Here is a 17,236-nt window from a genome sequence, read left to right as displayed (position 1 = left end):
TGAGATCTCAGCCCGGTTCGGGTTCGCCGCGGTACGCGTCCTCCGGGACGGGCCGCTCTCTGCCGAGACCTTCGCATGTTCCGCAACGACGTTCCGATCACCCCCGAGCTCGTGGCCCAGCACGGCCTCACGCCGGAGGAGTACGAGCGCTTCCGCGGCCTGATCGGGCGCGACCCGACGCTCACCGAACTCGGCATCGTCTCGGCGATGTGGAACGAGCACTGCTCGTACAAGTCGTCGCGCAAGCACCTGAAGGGGCTTCCGACGTCGGGCCCTCACGTGATCCAGGGTCCGGGCGAGAATGCCGGCGTCATCGATATCGGCGACGGGCTTGCCTGCGTCTTCAAGATGGAGAGCCACAACCACCCGAGCTACATCGAGCCCTACCAGGGCGCGGCGACCGGCGTCGGCGGCATCCTGCGGGACGTGTTCACCATGGGCGCCCGGCCGATCGCGGCGCTCAACGCCCTGCGCTTCGGCTCGCCCGACCACCCGCGCACCCGCGGCCTGGTCTCGGGCGTGGTGGCGGGCGTCGGCGGCTACGGCAATTCCTTCGGCGTGCCGACCGTCGGCGGCCTGACAGGATTCCATCGCCGCTACGACGGCAACAACCTGGTCAACGCCATGGCGGTGGGGCTCGCCCGCACCGACGCGATCTTCTACGCGGCGGCCACCGGCGTCGGGAACCCGATCGTCTATCTCGGCTCCAAGACCGGTCGCGACGGCATCCACGGCGCCACCATGGCGTCGGCGGAGTTCGACGAGGCCTCCGAGTCGAAGCGCCCGACCGTGCAGGTCGGCGATCCCTTTGCCGAGAAGCTGCTGCTCGAAGCCTGTCTGGAGCTGATGGCCTCGGGCGCGGTGATCGCCATCCAGGATATGGGCGCGGCGGGGCTGACCTGCTCGGCGGTCGAGATGGGCGCCAAGGGCGACCTCGGCGTCGAGCTGGACATCGAGAAGGTGCCGGCCCGCGAGGCCGGCATGACCCCCTATGAGATGATGCTGTCCGAGAGCCAGGAGCGCATGCTCATGGTGCTCAAGCCCGGCATGGAGGCGGAGGCGGAAAGCATCTTCGTGAAGTGGGGGCTCGACTTCGCGGTGATCGGCCGGACCACCGACACGCTGCGCTTCGTCGTCAAGTGGCACGGTGAGACCGTGGCCGATCTGCCGATCAAGGAGTTGGGCGACGAGGCGCCGCTCTACGACCGGCCGCACCTGGCCAACACCCACCAGCCGGTGATCGCCGCCGCCACGGTGCCGGCGCCGGCCTCGCTCACCGACGCACTCAAGCGCCTGGTCGGCTCGCCTGACCTCGCCTCGAAGCGCTGGGTCTACGAGCAGTACGACCACTTCATCCTCGGCAACACGGTGCAGAAGCCCGGCGGCGACGCCGCCATCGTCCGGGTCGAGGACGGGCCGAAGGGGCTGGCAATCACCTGTGACGTCACCCCGCGCTACTGCGAGGCCGACCCGGTCGAGGGCGGTCGGCAGGCGGTGGCCGAGGCGTGGCGCAACATCACCGCGGTGGGCGCCCGCCCGCTCGCCATCACCGACAACCTCAACTTCGGCAACCCGGAGAAGCCCGAGGTGATGGGCCAGCTCGTCGGCTGCCTCCAGGGCATCGGCGAGGCCTGCCGGGCCCTCGACTTCCCGGTCGTGTCCGGCAACGTCTCCCTCTACAACGAGACCAACGGCGTCGGCATCCTGCCGACCCCGACCATCGGGGGCGTCGGCGTGCTCGACGACGTGGAGCGCCACGCCACCATCGCGCTCAAGCGCGAGGGTGACGTGCTGGTGCTGGTCGGCTCCGGCGAGGGCTGGCTCGGCCAGTCGTCCTATCTCGCGGTGATCGAGGGCCGGGAAGAGGGCGCCCCGCCCCCCGTCGACCTCTCGGTCGAGCGCCGCAACGGTGACTTCGTGCGCGCCTTGATCCTCTCCGGCACGGTCGACACCGTCCACGACCTGTCCGATGGCGGTCTCGCCGTGGCGCTCGCCGAGATGGCGATGGCCGGCGGTATCGGCGCGGCCCTGCCGGAGGTGCCGGTGGACCTGCCGGCCCATGCCTACCTGTTCGGCGAGGACCAGGCCCGCTACCTGCTGGCGGTCGATCCGGAGGCGGCCACCGACCTGCTCTACAGCGCCTCGGCCCAGGGCATCGATGCCGCTGTGGTCGGGGTTACCGGCTCCGACCGTTTGACCCTGCCGGGCGGCGAGACCATATCCCTGTCCGAGCTGAGTGCGGCCCATGAGGGCTGGCTGCCGAACTACATGGCGAGCCAGCCGGCCGCACCCGCTGCCTGAACCCCCCTTACGCCCAGGAGTTTCCCGATGCCGATGGATGCGGGCGAGATCGAGCGCATGATCCGCGAAGCGCTGCCCGACGCGCAGGTCGAGATCCGCGACCTCGCCGGCGACGGCGACCATTACGCCGCCACCGTCCTGTCCGCGGCCTTCAAGGGCAAGACCCGGGTCGCCCAGCACCAGATGGTCTACGGCGCGCTCCAGGGCCGAATGGGCGGCGTGCTGCACGCCCTTGCGCTGACCACGGGCGTCCCTCAAGATTAGCGCCCGTTCGCGAGAGTCGTCCCGATGGACCGACCGAGTCTCTACGACGACGACATCGTCACCTGGGCCGAGGAGCAGGCTGCGGCTCTGCGCGCGCTCGGAACCCGCAGCGACCTGTCGAATGCGGTCGACTGGGCGAACGTCGCGGAGGAGATCGAGAGCGTGGGGCGATCCCATTTGCGGGCGGTCGAGGGCCTGCTGATCCAGACGCTCGCCCACCTCCTGAAGCGCGCCTCCGCACCCCTCGCCCCGTCAAGCTTGCATTGGCGCGAGGAGATCGCGACATTCCAGATCACGGCTTGGAACGCGTACGAGTCGTCGATGCGGCAGAGGTTGAACTGGCCCAGGATCTGGAAATCCGCGGTCACGGCCGCAGAGGCTGGTCTCGGCGCCTTTGGGAACCAGATTCTTCCGGGACTACCGAAGGCGTGCCCGATCGCGGCCGAGGACCTTTTGATCGAACGCTTTGATATCGATCAGTCGCTTCGTGTGATCGCCGCCTCGGTTGCGCGCCGCTGATCGAGACCGCACATACGAGATCGAATAACCGAGGATAGAGTGATGACCGACGCCAACACGACCATCCAGAACGAGATCGCCTCCCAGGACGTGGTGGTGTTCATGAAGGGCACGCCGCAGATGCCGCAATGCGGCTTCTCGGGCCAGGTGGTGCAGATCCTCAACTACCTCGAAGTGCCGTTCAAGGGCGTGAACGTGCTCGCCGATCAGGGCATCCGCGAGGGCATCAAGGCGTTCTCGAACTGGCCGACCATCCCGCAGATCTACGTGAAGGGCGAGTTCGTCGGCGGCTGCGACATCACCCGGGAGATGTTCCAGTCGGGCGAGCTGCAGACCTTCCTGGCCGAGAAGGGCGTGCCGGTGAAGACCGCCGCTGCCTGATTTTTTCGGACTTCATAGGATGGATCAGGGCGCCCGCGGGCGCCCTTTTTCATGTCCGGCTGCCATCGCGCCCGGTCGGGTCACCCGTGGGCGGGGCGCATTCGCGTTCGCCGGCACGATCGCCTATATCAGAACCGTTCCACAGCTATGGATAGACCGATCATCATGGCGACGCCGTCGCTCGACAGCGCCCGCGCGGCCGAACCCGCGATCGAGAAGGTGCCCGATTTCCAACCCGCGCTGCTCCCCGGGCGGCCGCCGTCGCTGGTCGGGCTGACCCGGGATGCGCTGAAGGCACAGCTCATCGGCATGGGCGTGCCCGAGCGCGAGAGCCGCATGCGGGCGGGCCAGATCTGGCACTGGGTCAATTTCCGCGGGGCGACCGACTTCGCCGCGATGACCAATGTCGGCAAGGCGCTCAAGGCCGAGCTCGCGCGGCACTTCACCCTGGAGCGGCCCGAGGTGGCGAGCCGCCAGGTCTCCCGCGACGGCACCCGCAAGTGGCTGCTGCGCATGGCGCCCACCAACCCGCAGGAACACAATCGCGGCGCCGAGATCGAGTGCGTCTACATCCCGGGCCCGGACCGCGGCACGCTCTGCGTGTCGAGCCAGGTTGGCTGCACCCTCACCTGCTCGTTCTGCCACACCGGCACGCAGCGCCTCGTGCGCAACCTCTCGTCGGCTGAGATCGTGCAGCAGCTCGTGGTCGCCCGGGACGAGCTCGGCGACTGGGCCGGCCAGATGCCCAGCCGCGACGCCTCCGGGGCCGGCGAGGTCGGACGGCTGGTCACCAACATCGTGTTCATGGGCATGGGCGAGCCCCTGTACAATCTCGACGCCGTGATCGACGCGGTCGGCGTGATCTCGGATCAGGAGGGGCTCGGCCTGTCCCGGCGGCGGATCACGGTCTCGACCTCCGGGGTGGTGCCGCAGATTCCCCGCCTCGGCGAGGCGGCCAACGCCATGCTGGCGATCTCGCTCCATGCCGTGCGCGACGATCTGCGCAACGAGCTGGTGCCGCTCAACCGCAAATACCCGATCGCCCAACTGCTCGATGCGTGCCGGACCTATCCGGGCGTGAGCAACGCGCGCCGCATCACCTTCGAGTACGTGATGCTGAAGGGCGTCAACGATTCCGACGCGGATGCGCGCGAGCTGGTCCGCCTGCTCAAGGGCATCCCGGCCAAGATCAACCTGATCCCGTTCAATCCCTGGCCCGGCAGCCGCTACGAATGCTCGGACTGGGACCGGATCGAGCGCTTCTCCGAGATCGTGTTCAACGCCGGCTACGCCTCGCCGGTGCGCACGCCCCGGGGCCGGGACATCCTGGCCGCCTGCGGCCAGCTCAAGAGCGAGACGGAAAAACTGCGCGCCCGGGCCCGGCTGATGCAGGAGGAAGGCATCGGCGCCGAGGGATTTTACGCCGGCCTCGACGACTGACGCAGGTCCGGTTTCGAAAGGTCCGAGACCTTTCGTGGGTGCAGGGCAAAGCCCAGCTGCCGGGCTTCGCCCGATGTCGGGCTCCGCCCTGACGACCCACCAAAGGGCATGGCCCTTTGGAATCCCGGGATCACGCCGCGATCCGCTGCCCGTCCGCCCGACGCAGGGGCGCGTCCTCGGCACCGACCCACTCGGTGCGGTGCCGCGGCAGGGCCTCCGGATGCTCGGCCTGGAGCCAGGTGATCATCGCCTCGCGGATCACGCAGCGCAGGTCCCAGGCCTGGGGGGCGTTGCGGGCGCTCACCAGCATCCGGATCTCGATGGTCGATTCCTTGGCGTCCGAGACCTGAAGGTTGACCACCTTGCCGTCCCACAGGGGCGTGGCGGCGGCGATCTCCGACAGCTTCTCGCGCATCCGCGCGACGGGGGCGCGGTGGTCGACGTAGAGGAACACGCTGCCGATCAGCGAGGCGCCGTCGCGGGTCCAGTTCTGGAACGGCTTCTGGATGAAGTAGGTCAGCGGCAGCACCAGCCGGCGCCAATCCCACAGGCGCACCACCACGTAGGTCGCGGTGATCTCCTCGACCCAGCCCCACTCGTTCTCGACGATGATCGCGTCCTCGATCCGGATCGGCTGGGTGATGGCGATCTGGATGCCGGCCACGAGGTTCGACAGGACCGGCTGCATGGCGAGGCCCAGGATCAGGCCGGCGGCGCCCGCCGAGGCCAGCAGGCTCACCCCGTACTGGCGCACCGGCTCGAAGGTCATCAGCGCCACCGAGACCGTGATGAGGCCGACCAGGGTCACGGCGGCCCGCTCCAGGATGCGCATCTGCGTGAAGTGCTTGCGCGCCAGCAGGTTATCCTCGGCGTCGAGCTTGAACCGGCGCAGGTAGATCACCGTGGCGATGTGGAGCGCGGTGGCGCAGCACCAGCCGGTCAGGGTCACGAAGGCGACCAGCAGGATCTGGTTGAGGGCGATCCGCACCTCCCAGGACAGGTGCACCGTGGTCGAGGCGATGCTGATCGCCACGACGATCAGGCCCAGCCGGCTTGGGCCGTGGGTGCGGGAAACCAGCGAGCGCCAGAACAGGCTCTTGCCTGCCACCGCCCGCTTCAGCGCCCGGTAGGCGACGCCGTGCAGCGGCATCACCACGGCGCAGCAGGCGACGATCACGATCAGGCTCTCGGCCCACCACGGCAGATAGGCCAGCACGGAGGCGGCACGGCCGGTCAGGGCATCAAGGTCCGGCATCGGGCATGACCTCCACGGGTTCCGAACGGGACCTGGAGGAATGGAGGGCGCCAGCCGAGGTTCCGCAATGCACCATGCCGCTGCTGCAATGCAGCGACCTGGTGAGGGCGCGGCCGGGCGGTTGCGCTTCGGCGGGTTGGTCGGCATCGCGCGCGATTCGACAGACCCGCATCGGCCGCCGAGCGATCCGTCGCTGGCGCCTCTACCGAGCCGCGCCGATCTCCACGCTCCCGGTCGCCATGCGGCCGAACCGGGCCGGGCGGTACATGTCCTCCACCGAGGCGCCCGGATGCACGTAGCTGCCCGGCGAGACCGCCCGGACCGTGTAGGCCACGGTGAAGAACGCCGATTGCTCCGGGGTGCGGTCGTAGGCGGCAACGAACCGGTCGTCACGGAACTCGGTGTGGACCGGCTGCACGTCGGACTTGGCGAAGGCGAGGCCCTGGAGGGCGTCGGCGTCGAGCAGCTTCGGGTTGTCGATCTCGAGGCCCGCCGGCAGCGGATCGACCAGCAGGAGCCGGGCGGCCCGGGCCTTGTCCTCGGTGACCTTGAGCACCACCACGAGCCGGTCGTTCTGGCGCAGGCCCTGGGCCGGATCGACCAGGCTGCCGTCCAGCCGGTGGAAGGTGCGCGCGATCGTGTAGCCCTGCGCCGCGGCGGGCTCGGGCACCAGCGGGCTGCCGTTCACCCCCAGGGCCACCTGCACCGGCGCCCGGCCGGTATTGGTGAGTTCGACGTTGCGCCCCTCCAGCGCCGCCCCCCGGTAGATCCGGGCGAGCGCACCGGTCTGCGCCACGCCGTCGAGGCTGAAGGACAGCGCTTCCGCCTCCTTGGACAGACTTTCGGCGGCGAGCACCAGCCAGGCATTCTCCTGCGTGCTGGTCGCTCGCGTATCCTGCCGCTCCTCGCCGATGATGGCGGCCACCGGGGCCAGGGCGGCCTGGGTGAGCCCGCTCTCCGCCGCCAGGGCAATCAGCCCGGCGCCGTCGCGCAGGCGGGAGCCGTAATCGGCCCGGTAGAGGCCCGCATCCCGCCGGGACTTCAGCGCGGCGAGCGCCGAGTCCATCACCGTGGCGGCGCGGCCCCGGTCGCCGAGCAGCGCCAGGGAAGCCGCGAGCTGCGCCCGGGCGAGCCCGGTGGCGAAGGCGTCGAGCTTGGTGTCGGCGAGGTAGCGCAGGTCGCCGATCACCGGCCGGCCGTTGCGGGCCAGGACGTAGGCCGCGTAGGCGAGGTCGGCGCCGCCGTCCCGCACCTCCGTGGCGTTGGCGACCGTATTGCGCAAACGGTCGAGGGCCTGGGCGAAGGCCCCCTGGGGCACCGCGAAGCCGCGCTCCCGGGCGCGGGTGAGGAAGTCGGTCACGTAGGCATCGAGCCAGAGGTCGCCTGAGCCTTGCGCCGACCACAGGCCGAAATCGCCGCTCGCATCCTGGCGGGCGAGCAGCCGCTCGATCGATTCGCGCACCCGGTCGTCGACGTTGGCGTCGAGGGCGAGCTTGTCCAGGGCGGCCAGGCGGTTGACGTAGAGCAGCGGCATCGCCCGGCTGACGATCTGCTCGGAGCAGCCATAGGGATAGCGGTCGAGGGCCTGGAGCAGGGCCGGCACGTCGAGGCCGGGCAGCGCCGAGGCCGAGAGCGAGACGCTGCCGGTGCCCGGCAGCAGGTCGGCCAGCAGGTCGGCGCTGACCGTCAGGCCGGTCCCGGGGGCGAGCGTTCGCACCGAGCGGCGCAGCAGCGCCCCGGTCCCCGGCAGCACGCCGAGCGCGAAGCTCTGGCTCAGGGTCCCGTCGAGACCCGGCCCCGACAGGGCGAGGTCGAGCCGCGCCGTGCCCGGCCCCGCGGCGGTGAGCGGGATCGCGACCTGACCCCGTCCCCCGGCCTCCAGCCGGATCGTCTGCCGCAACGCGCTGGCGCCGATCAGGATCGGGCCGGACGGGGCGATGTCCACCGTGTAGTCGCCGGCCCGGCCCTCGACATTGTCGAGCGCCACGAACAGGCGCGAGCGGTCGCCGGTATCGAGGAAGCGCGGCAGGGTGGCGGCGAGCACCACGGGGTCGCGGATGATCACGTCCGCCTGCGCCTGGCCGACCCGGTCGCCGCTCCAGGCGGTGACCATCACCCGGCCGGTGCCGTTGAAGGCCGGCAGCGGGAAGGTGACGCTGGCGGCGCCATCCGGCCCCACGGTCACGACGCCCGAGAACAGGGCGAGCGGCGCCTGGGTTGGCGGCGCGTCGGCGAGCTCGCCGCCGCCCGCGTCGCCGCCGGAGCGGATCGCCCCGGCCGAGCCCTGCATGCCGTCGATCAGGTAGCCGTAGAGGTCGCGGAATTCCGGCCCCAGGGCCCTCTGGCCGAGGAAGTACTGGGTCGGGTTCGGCGCCTCGTAGCGGGTCAGGTTGAGGATGCCGACATCGACCAGCGCCACGGTGATCCGGGCCGCCTCGCCGGGCTTCATCCCGGTGAGCTGCACCGGGAGGGTCAGATCCTGGCGCGGGCGGGTGCGTTCCGGCGCCTTAAGGGTGACGCCGAGGCTGCGCCGCTCGCGATCTACCGAGAACCAGGCCAGCCCCAGCGCCCGGCCCGGCAGCCGCTTGGCCGCCTGGTCCAGGGGCCGGTAGGCGGTGGCGACCAGGTAGGCGCCGGCGCCCCACGCGGCCTTGACCGGCAGGCTCACGGTGGTGCCGCCTGCCGGAACGCTGACCTCCACGGTCTCGTGCACCCGGTCGCTGACGACCATGAGGCTGGCCTGGCCCTTGAACTTCGGGCTGAGCGTGGCCCGCAGCGTGTCGCCGGCCGCGTAGGCGGGTTTGTCGAGGGTCAGGTCGAGCAGGTCCGGCGCGTCCGCTGTCTCGGAGCCGCCCCAGCCGACCTCGAAGCCGAGGCTCGCCGTGGCCTCCGGGGCGCCCGCCGTCGCGATCTCCAGGCGGTAGCGGCCCACCTCGCCCACCGGCGCCTCGATCCGGCCCGGGGCCCCGGCCGTGAGGTCGAGGCTGCCGCTGGCGACCCGCCGGCTGGTCTTGACCGCCTCGAACGACCAGCGGCCGTCCGAGCGATACCATTGGTAGGTCCGCTCCACCCGCGACAGGGTCCAGGTTACCCCGGGCCGGGCCAGCAGCGTCCCGTCCGGGGCGGCGAACGCCGCCTCGAAACCCGCGCGGTCGCCCGCCTTCAGCTCCGAGAACGTCTTGCGCAGGGCCAGAACCGGCCCGGCCGGCAGGATCGGCAGGGTGAGGCTGCGCGACAGCGCCCGGCCGCCGGGCTCGCCCACCGCGAGGGTGATCTTCGCCTCCAGCGGCCGGGGCGCGGCCACCTGCGGCAGGGGCACCGTGACGGTGGCGTGCCCTTGCGCGTCCGTGGTCGCGTGGGTCGAAAGCTCCTGCACGCTCGGCTCCACGGCCTCGTCGTCGAGGCCGATCGTGTAGCCCGCCAAGCCCGTGATGCCGCTGCCCGAGGCCGCCTGCACGACGACGCTGCCCGACACGTCGAGCCCGGCGCCGGGAGCGCCGTAGAGATAGCGCGCGGCGACGTCGATCTGCGCGGCCTCGCCCCGGCGTAGCGCGGCCTGGGCGGCCTTGAGGGTCACCTCCAGCCGCTCGGGGACGTAATCCTCCACCAGGAAGCTGGTCGTGCCGAGCGCCGGCGCCTTCGGGTCGGTATAGGCGGCGACCCGCCAGGTGCCGTGCATGGCCCCCGACAGCAGCGGCAGGGGCAGCGCCCGGCCGCCGAGCCCCTGGTCCGGCACCGAGACCCGGCGGTACTCGACCCCGTCCGGGCGCTTCACCACCAGGGTCAGCGGCAGGTCCGGCACCGCGGCGTTGCGGGGATCGCGCAGCAGGGCGGTGATCTGCACGGTCTCGCCCGAGCGGTAGACCCCGCGCTCGGTGAACAGGTAGGCGTCGAGCCCGCCGCTCTCGGGCCGGCCCTTCACCCCGCGGTCGGTCAGGTCGAAGGCGCCGAGGCTCAGGTCGAGGAAGCCGTAATCGTCCCCCGCCTGGGCGACCACGAGGCTCGGCGCGGTGCCGCCCTCCCCGCGGGCGAGCCCCGGATCGAAGGCGGCATGGCCCTGCGCGTCGGTCCTGGCGGTGCCCAGCACCTCGTTGTTGCGGGCGATCAGGCGGATCTCGGCCCCCGGCAGCACCTGCGCGGAGGCGAGCGAGCGCAGCACCACGTGGACCCCGTCCCGCCCCTTGGTGGCGGTGAGCCCGAGATCTGAGACCACGAACCACTGGGTCGCCTGGGTCTCGTAGCTGTCCTCGTCCGGCGCGCCCGTGCCGGAAGGCCGGGCCAGCATCACGTAGAGGCCGGGCTCCAGCCTGCCCAAAGCCTGCAGGACCGGGAAGGCGGTCACCGCCTCCTGGTTCAGCTCGGCCTTGGCGGTGTCGAGGGTACCCTTCCAGACGCGCACGCCCTTCTCGGCCGCCAGGGTCCTGGCGGTCGCACCGCTGAGCTGGCCCAGAAAATCCTCCGAGCGCAGGGTCGGCAGCAGGCCGCGGTCGCCGATGCGCAGGACCTCCACGTCGAGCTTGGCGGCATTGACCGAGACCAGCGGCACGCCCGCTTGGCCGGTGCGCGGCAGGACGTAGTTGCGCCCGGTGAACCGGACCTGCGGGGCGCGGTCGCGGACGTAGATCTCGTAATCGGCGGATGTGAGCAGGCTCTCGCCCACCGTCGAGGCCAGACCCTGGCGCAGGACCACGGCGTAGCGGCCGCCGTGCTTGAGCCCGTCGACGCAGACCTGCGCGCCCTCCGCGGTCACGGCGGCGCTGCTGCTGCCCGAGACCGCCACGTAGGGGGCGTAATCGGTCTTGGGCAGCAGCGGCTCCGAGAACGTGAAGCACAGGCGCGGCGCGGCGGCGTCGGCATCGACCTTGTAGCCGAGGATTCGGAAGCCGTGCTCGACCCGCAGGGCCTCGTAGGTCCGGCGGATTCCGGGGACGTCGTCGAGGGCGAGGCTGGCGGCGTAGGCCTCCAGGGCCGGCCGCCAGGACGATTGTCCGGCCTCCACGGCGGCGAGCTGGGCCAGGGACGCCGCCGCGTCGGCGGGCGATCCGGAACGCTCGTAAGCCCGATAGGCCGCGGCGACGGCCCGGTCCCGCAGGCGGGCACGGCCCTGGTAGTCGTTTTCCTCCAGGGTCTCGACCGCCGCCGCGGCGGCCCGGGCGTAAGCCTGCCAGGCGCGGATATCAGCCGGGTCGGCCGCCACAGCCGCGGTGAGCGGGGCCAGCGCCGCGTCCGGCTTGTCAGCGGCGAGCAGCGCCTGTCCGGCGGCCAGGGACTGGCCGGCCGGCCTCAGGGGGGCCCCGGCTTCGGCGCGCAAAGCCGCTTCGAGCCGCACGGCGGCGCTGGCGAGATCGTTGCGGACGAAGTTTTTTTTGAAGGTTGGTGCTTGGACGGCCGCTGGCCGCGAAGCGGCGCGGGCGGCCGGCGTGGTCTGGGCGAGGGCCGGCCCGCAGGCCAGGCCTGCCAGAAGCGCCAGAGCACCCGCGAGCCGGTTCCGCCACGCCATGCGCTTGCCCTCGTCGGTCCCGGATCCCGGACGAATCGCACCGGGATCGGCCGGGCGGAAGCCTAGCACCTGCGAGTCTCGCCGCAACGCCTTGGGCGCGTGTTCGGAGCCGTTCTGCGGCCCCTTTGCGAGGGGCTACGGCCGCGACAGGGTCGAGGAGCGAGGGGCTTTTGCAGGCCGCGACGCACCTCCGCTCCTGTACGGGCTGGCGGATTCACAAATCGGGGTCTGCACGATACGCTGGAGACACCGCGGCTCTCCCTCCCCCGCAGAGCTACGATGTTTCACACATCGGCTTGCGAAAGCCGCCACGCGCCCCCTCTCCCGTGCGGGAGAGGGTTGGGGTGAGGGATCAGGTCTGTCCGGAGAGGTCGCATCCCTCACCCTGTCCCTCTCCCGCACGGGAGAGGGGACCCGCGCCACATCCGGGGATGTGTGAAGCCGATAGCCCGCAGAAGGGGGGAGGGAGACGCGCTTGGGGGTAGCCTTGGCCCTCATCCGGCAGCGATGTGTGAACATCGGAGCCCCATGGGAGAGGAACCCGCGCCTGTCACGGGGAGCGGCGCGGCCCGTCGTGCCGCGCCGTCACGACGGGCGCAAACCGAAACCAAAAAACCGGATTAAAATGCCTTGAGCACCTGCTCGGTGTGCTCGACCGAGACCGGTCCGGCGAAGCAGTGCGAGACCAGGGCGCGGTAATCCTGCCAGGGCTGCGAGCCGGTGAAGTCCTTGGTGTGGGCTTCCAGCGTGTCCCAGTGGATCATCAGGCGGTAGCGCTGGGGGTGCTCGATCGAGCGGCGCACCTCGAAGGCACGGCAGCCCTTGGCGGCCTTGAAGATCGCCGAGGCCTCGGCGATGCCGGCCTCGAACGCCGCCTCCATCCCGGGCTTGATCTCGATCTGTGCGATTTCGAGGATCATGGCGTCGAATCCTTGTCCTTACGCGTGGAGGGGGCGGCCGAGCTTGGCCGCCAGGATGCGTTGCGGGCTCAAGGCCGGGTCGGCCTGGGCCGCGACCGGCAGGTAGGCGGTCTGCTCCAGCATGTAGCGGCCGCCCATCGCCCCGTGCATCACGAGGTCGGAGAAGGTCACCCAGGTCGCGCCGGGCCGGAACGCGACATCGGCCTGGGGAGCGCTGGCCTGATAGGCCTCGTCCTGCTTGAGGGCGTCGTGCAGGTGCAGCATCAGGTGGTCGTATTCGGAGCGCCGGGCCTTGGTGATCCGCAGGGCAGCGAGGACGTGGGCCGAGAGGACCGAGTAGCGCGGGACCCGCGGCAGGAATTTCTCCGCCATCGATCCAAAGTCCTCGCCGACCCGCCAGCGGCGCGGCTCGCCCGCCGGGTTGATGTTGCGGAACACCCGCAGAATCCGCTTCTCGCCGATCGGGTTCGACGGGAAGGCGTCGACATGCATGCGGGTGTCGTCGCGCCGCCAGCTGAGCTTGCGCCGGTCTACATCGAAGGGGCGGTAGGAGGTGCCGGCCAGGCTCACCAGGTCGGCATAAGCCGGCAGGTAGGTGCCGATCAGGTCCCGGGCGAAGGCGCGGTAGCGGATCAGGAGCTGGCGCAGGGCTTCCTGCTCCTCCGGGGTGCCGGCCGCGCCGCGCAACTCCGCGGCCTCGCCCCGGATGTTGACGTTCTTCGCCTTGCCGTCCGCGAAGGGCCGCTCGGTGAACCGGCGCTCGAAGTCGCTGAACGGGAACGGCAGGTCCGGGAACAGCAGCACCGCTCCGGCTTCCAGCTCCCAGGCCAGGGAGGCGGCGGATTCGCCGGGGGCGACTGTGCGGATCGGGCTGATCATCGTGCGCGGGCCGGGCCTGCCTGGCGGAGGGGCGCAATCCTGTAGCCGAGCCGCCGCCGGGAGGCTAGGGTCCGCATTTCCGGTGGATGACATCGCCCGTCCACTGGCACCGCCCGGAGCCGCGGCCCGGAGCGCTTGCGCAACCGCCGCGTTCCCGGCACGTTCTTCCACAGAGTACCGGCCAACGAGCCCGGCGGAGGATGGCGCCGATGGCGACCCTGAAGGAATTCGAGGAAGCCCTGCGCGAGCACGGCATGAACATGGCGCTGGCGCTGCTGGAGCGCCTGCGCGAGCGCGACCGCGCCACCCGCACGGTCAAGCCGGCCCGCCGGCTGACCGGCCAGAAGATGACGCCCGAGCTCGCCCGGGCGATCCTCGACCTGCACGCCTCCACGGGCATGACCCAGCAGGAGATCGCCTTCAAGGTCGGGGTCAACCAGGGCCGGGTCAACGAGGTGATCAAGCGCGGCAAGTGGCTGTCGGACGATCCCCAGGCTCCCGAGGCGGTGGCCCGGGACAAGGCGCTGGCCCGCATGCGCGGCGACCCCAAGCCGAAGAAGCCGCCCCTGGCCGCGTCCCGTCTAAAGGAGCGCAAGGCGGCCGCCCCCAAGGCCCCCGCCAAGGCGCGCAACCAGGGCCAGCTGGCCTTGGGCGATCTGTAGGATTACGGGACGCTTCGCGAAGAGTCGCGGGGCGACGTTCAGAACGCCTTTCTGCGGGGCGTCATCCCACCCACCCCCTCATCCTGAGGTGCGGCCGCGCAGCGGTCGCCTCGAAGGAGCCCTCCAGAAAGCCCATCGATCTCTGGAGGGCTCCTTCGAGGCCCAGCGATCTTCGATCGCCGGGCACCTCAGGATGAAGGGGTGGGTTGGAACGGCCGTGTTTCCGTGCCGTGCCCCGCCCGTTCAGTTCGCCGGCGCGAAGTGCCCGCGGTAGCGCGCGCCGATCGCCTCGACCGGGAGCGCCACGAACACGTCGGTGGTGCCGAACTGGCGGTCGATCACCGCGCCCTCCCCGAAGGTCGCCCCGAGCCGCAGGTAGCCCTTGATCAGCGGCGGTAGCGCCTGCAGCGCCGCCTTGGGGTCGATCGCCTCAAGCGGCAGCCGATCCATGGAGACCGCGCGCTCCGGCAGAGCCCGCGCCCGCCATTCCTCCGGGGCGCGGGCATGGTGGTGCAGGAACGACAGCGGCAGGGCCAGCCGGTCCGGATCGGTCCCCTCCAGGCTGGCGCAGCCGATCAGCGCGTCGATCCGGTGGTGCAGCACGTAGGCGTAGATCCCCTGCCACAGCAGCTCGACGGTGCGCTTGCTCCGGTAGGGCTTGAGCACGCAGGAGCGGCCGAGTTCGAGCAGCCGCCGGTGCCCCTGGGCGGCCAGGATCGGCTCCAGGTCGTACTCGCCCTCGGAGTAGAAGCCGGCATGGCGCTCGGCCACCTCACCGCGGAGCAGCCGGTAGGTCCCGACCACCTTCGGGCGGTGCTCGACGAATGGCTTCTTCCGCCGGGGTGCGGAATGGTCGAGGACCAGCAGATGGTCGCAGAGCGCGTCGTAGGCGTCGGCGTCCCGTCGCGACAACGCCGCGAGGCCCGTCGGGATCGCCGCCATCTCCTCGTAGAAGACCTTGAAGCGCAGGCGCTGCGCCCGCCGGATCTCGGATTTCTTCGACGCGAGCCGCACCTCGAGATTGCCGATGCGGCCGAGGCTGCGGCCCTCGAACGGCTCGGGCAGGCGGATCGCCCGCTCGGCCGACAGGATCTCGGCGATGCCCGCAGGGCCGGCCTGGATCAGGGCGTGCCGGCGGCGGAGCTACGCGATCGGCGCGCCGACGCCCCATTGCACGCCCTGCACGCCCTTGTGCCAGCCGGCTCCGAGTGCGCTGTAGGCTCCGCGGGCGAGATTGGCGACCATGGTCGGATTCACTCCAGGCGCACGACCGTGCACCGTCCGGACCCACTAAAGAGCACGCCGCGCATACGCCATTATGACAGCCGCGACACGAAAACGCCCCGGCCTGGGCCGGGGCGCTCCATCACGCGAGCAGGGTCTCAGGCTTGCGGCCGGATCAGGCCGCCTGCTGCTGGACCGCGTCCCTGCGCACGTCACCCTCGATCACCGGCGCGGACGGGGTGCCGGCCGTGGCGATCTGGATGCGGCGGGGCTTCTTCGCCTCCGGAACCTCGCGGACGAGGTCGATGTGGAGGAGACCGTTCTCCAGGGCCGCACCGGTCACCTGGACGTGGTCGGCGAGCTGGAAGCGGCGCTCGAAGGTGCGGGCTGCGATGCCCTGGTGCAGGAACTCCGCCTTGGCCTCGGCCTTGCGCTCGCCCTTGAGGGTGAGGGCGTTCTCCCGGACCTCGATCGACAGGTCGGCCTCGGTGAAGCCGGCGACCGCGACGGTGATGCGGTAGGCGTTCTCGCCGGTCCGCTCGATGTTGTAGGGCGGGTAGGTCGGCGCCGCCTCGGCGGTGGCGAACTGGTCGAGGGCGGAGAACAGACGATCGAAACCGACGGTGGAACGATACAGGGGGGCGAGATCGAACTGACGCATGACATATCCTCGTATGAGCAACATGCAGAGCTGGTCCGCCCGATGGGCCGGACCCGTCTTTCGTGCCGCCTGACGGCCGGCACAGACGGAATATCGGGGGTGGAAAATCGGCCTTCAAGACCTGTCGCAAGGGCCGAATCCGAGATTTTTTCGGCTACGGTCGGGCCGGTACGCGGACGCAGCGAGGTGGGCCCGTGAGACGGTTCGACGGCGATACCGGGCGGGAGCCGCCGCTCCTGACCCTGCGCGGCACGCCGGACAACCCGGTGCCGCCCGGCGGCACCCTGATCGCGGTCGGTACCCGCGACGACTGCACCCTGCGGGCGGCCTATTGGCAGAGCACGGCGCGGACCTGCCGGGGCACGGTCTGCCTGCTCCAGGGCCGGGCCGAGTTCATCGAGAAGTATTACGAGACGATCCAGGACCTCCGGACGCGCGGCTTCGCCGTGGTGGCGTTCGACTGGCGCGGCCAGGGCGAGTCGGACCGGCGCGTGGACGATCCGCACAAGGGCCACGTCGCGCGCTTCGACGATTACCGCCTCGATCTGCGGGCGGTGGCCGAGACGGTGCTGGTGCCGCTGATGCCCGAGCCGCATGTCGGCCTCGCGCACTCGATGGGCGGCTGCGTCGCCCTCATCGGGGCGCTCGACGGCTGGCTGCCGTTCCGGCGGCTGGTGACGGTGGCGCCGATGCTGTCGGTCCGGATGGTGCGCTGGCCCGCCGGGGCGGCGTTCCTGTCGCGGGCTCTGCACCGGATCGGGCTCGGCGACCGCTACATCCCGCTCGGCAAGCCGGTCTCGATCGCCACCAAGCCCTATGCCGGCAACCGCCTGTCGCGCGATCCCGTGCGCTACGCCCGCAACGCGGCGGCGGCCCGGCAGGTCGGTGCCGGGGCGGTCGGCGACCCGACGATCGCGTGGCTCGCGGAAGCGTTCCGGGCGATGGCGCGCCTGCGCGACCCGCGCGTCGCCCCGCGCATCACCCTGCCGACCCTGATCGTCGCGGCCGGCGCCGATCCGGTCTGCGGGACGCTGGAGACCGAGCGGTTCGCGGCCCGGTTGAAGGCCGGCCACATCCTGGTCCTTCCGGATTCCCGGCACGAGATCCTGAGCGAGCGCGACGCCATCCGGCAGGATTTCTGGGCGGCCTTCGATGCCTTCGTGCCGGGCTCGCCCCTGCCCTCGCACAATGAGGTGGAGGCGCACCAAGCCGTGCCGGTGGCCTGACCCG

Annotated in this window: 13 protein-coding genes; 7 read left to right on the top strand and 6 right to left on the bottom strand. The window is 71.1% G+C overall.

What is annotated here, in order from left to right:
• The first annotated feature begins 75 nt into the window (after positions 1–75).
• The 5 genes from purL (at position 76) to rlmN (ending at position 4,905) form a co-directional block, all read left to right on the top strand.
• Entirely contained in the window at positions 76–2,301 is a 2,226-nt protein-coding gene (gene purL / locus MKL09_RS05765) for a phosphoribosylformylglycinamidine synthase subunit PurL (protein WP_244018796.1), read from the top strand.
• 27 nt (positions 2,302–2,328) lie between these two features.
• The gene (locus tag MKL09_RS05760; RefSeq protein ID WP_007568343.1) at positions 2,329–2,565 is read left to right on the top strand and encodes a BolA family protein; all 237 of its coding nucleotides are present in this window, start codon (positions 2,329–2,331) and stop codon (positions 2,563–2,565) included.
• A 24-nt stretch (positions 2,566–2,589) separates the two neighbouring features.
• Positions 2,590–3,084 (top strand): DUF29 domain-containing protein, encoded by a 495-nt coding sequence (locus MKL09_RS05755; protein WP_244018794.1) that lies wholly within the window; start codon positions 2,590–2,592, stop codon positions 3,082–3,084.
• A 42-nt stretch (positions 3,085–3,126) separates the two neighbouring features.
• Complete coding sequence (grxD, locus tag MKL09_RS05750; RefSeq protein WP_243939722.1) at positions 3,127–3,465, top strand: Grx4 family monothiol glutaredoxin; 339 nt, start codon at positions 3,127–3,129, stop codon at positions 3,463–3,465.
• A gap of 165 nt (positions 3,466–3,630) precedes the next feature.
• Complete coding sequence (gene rlmN, locus MKL09_RS05745) at positions 3,631–4,905, top strand: 23S rRNA (adenine(2503)-C(2))-methyltransferase RlmN (protein WP_244018791.1); 1,275 nt, start codon at positions 3,631–3,633, stop codon at positions 4,903–4,905.
• 130 nt (positions 4,906–5,035) lie between these two features.
• Here the strand turns inward: rlmN and MKL09_RS05740 are convergent, their stop codons facing one another.
• The 4 genes from MKL09_RS05740 to MKL09_RS05725 all read right to left on the bottom strand — a co-directional run bounded on the left by MKL09_RS05740 (position 5,036) and on the right by MKL09_RS05725 (position 13,459).
• Positions 5,036–6,160, bottom strand: a complete 1,125-nt coding sequence (locus MKL09_RS05740; RefSeq protein ID WP_244018789.1) for a mechanosensitive ion channel family protein — start codon at positions 6,158–6,160, stop codon at positions 5,036–5,038.
• A 202-nt stretch (positions 6,161–6,362) separates the two neighbouring features.
• On the bottom strand, positions 6,363–11,660 hold the full coding sequence (locus tag MKL09_RS05735) for an alpha-2-macroglobulin family protein (protein WP_244018787.1): 5,298 nt from the start codon (positions 11,658–11,660) through the stop codon (positions 6,363–6,365).
• A gap of 620 nt (positions 11,661–12,280) precedes the next feature.
• Positions 12,281–12,580 carry an antibiotic biosynthesis monooxygenase family protein gene (locus MKL09_RS05730; RefSeq protein WP_243972277.1) on the bottom strand — a complete coding sequence of 100 codons (300 nt, stop codon included), beginning with the start codon at positions 12,578–12,580 and terminating at the stop codon, positions 12,281–12,283.
• A gap of 18 nt (positions 12,581–12,598) precedes the next feature.
• A complete protein-coding gene (locus MKL09_RS05725) occupies positions 12,599–13,459 on the bottom strand; it encodes a Kdo hydroxylase family protein (RefSeq protein WP_244018785.1) in 861 nt (286 codons plus the stop codon).
• A gap of 209 nt (positions 13,460–13,668) precedes the next feature.
• Here MKL09_RS05725 and MKL09_RS05720 point away from each other — a divergent pair, with 209 nt between their 5' ends.
• Positions 13,669–14,121 (top strand): RNA polymerase subunit sigma-70, encoded by a 453-nt coding sequence (locus MKL09_RS05720; RefSeq protein WP_244018783.1) that lies wholly within the window; start codon positions 13,669–13,671, stop codon positions 14,119–14,121.
• Positions 14,122–14,364: 243 nt separating this feature from the next.
• Here the strand turns inward: MKL09_RS05720 and MKL09_RS05715 are convergent, their stop codons facing one another.
• Both MKL09_RS05715 and MKL09_RS05710 read right to left on the bottom strand, forming a co-directional pair.
• Positions 14,365–15,246, bottom strand: a complete 882-nt coding sequence (locus MKL09_RS05715) for a GNAT family N-acetyltransferase (RefSeq protein ID WP_409566902.1) — start codon at positions 15,244–15,246, stop codon at positions 14,365–14,367.
• Between the two features lie 274 nt (positions 15,247–15,520).
• A complete protein-coding gene (locus tag MKL09_RS05710) occupies positions 15,521–16,006 on the bottom strand; it encodes an Hsp20 family protein (protein WP_244018781.1) in 486 nt (161 codons plus the stop codon).
• Positions 16,007–16,200: 194 nt separating this feature from the next.
• Between MKL09_RS05710 and MKL09_RS05705 the strand changes: the two genes are divergently transcribed.
• A complete protein-coding gene (locus MKL09_RS05705) occupies positions 16,201–17,232 on the top strand; it encodes an alpha/beta fold hydrolase (protein ID WP_244018779.1) in 1,032 nt (343 codons plus the stop codon).
• The last annotated feature ends 4 nt before the right edge of the window (positions 17,233–17,236 follow it).

Source organism: Methylobacterium sp. J-048, assembly GCF_022829515.1.
Lineage (GTDB): Bacteria > Pseudomonadota > Alphaproteobacteria > Rhizobiales > Beijerinckiaceae > Methylobacterium.
The sequence above is the reverse complement of the archived record's forward strand: the minus strand, read 5'-3'. Positions and strand labels throughout refer to the sequence as shown.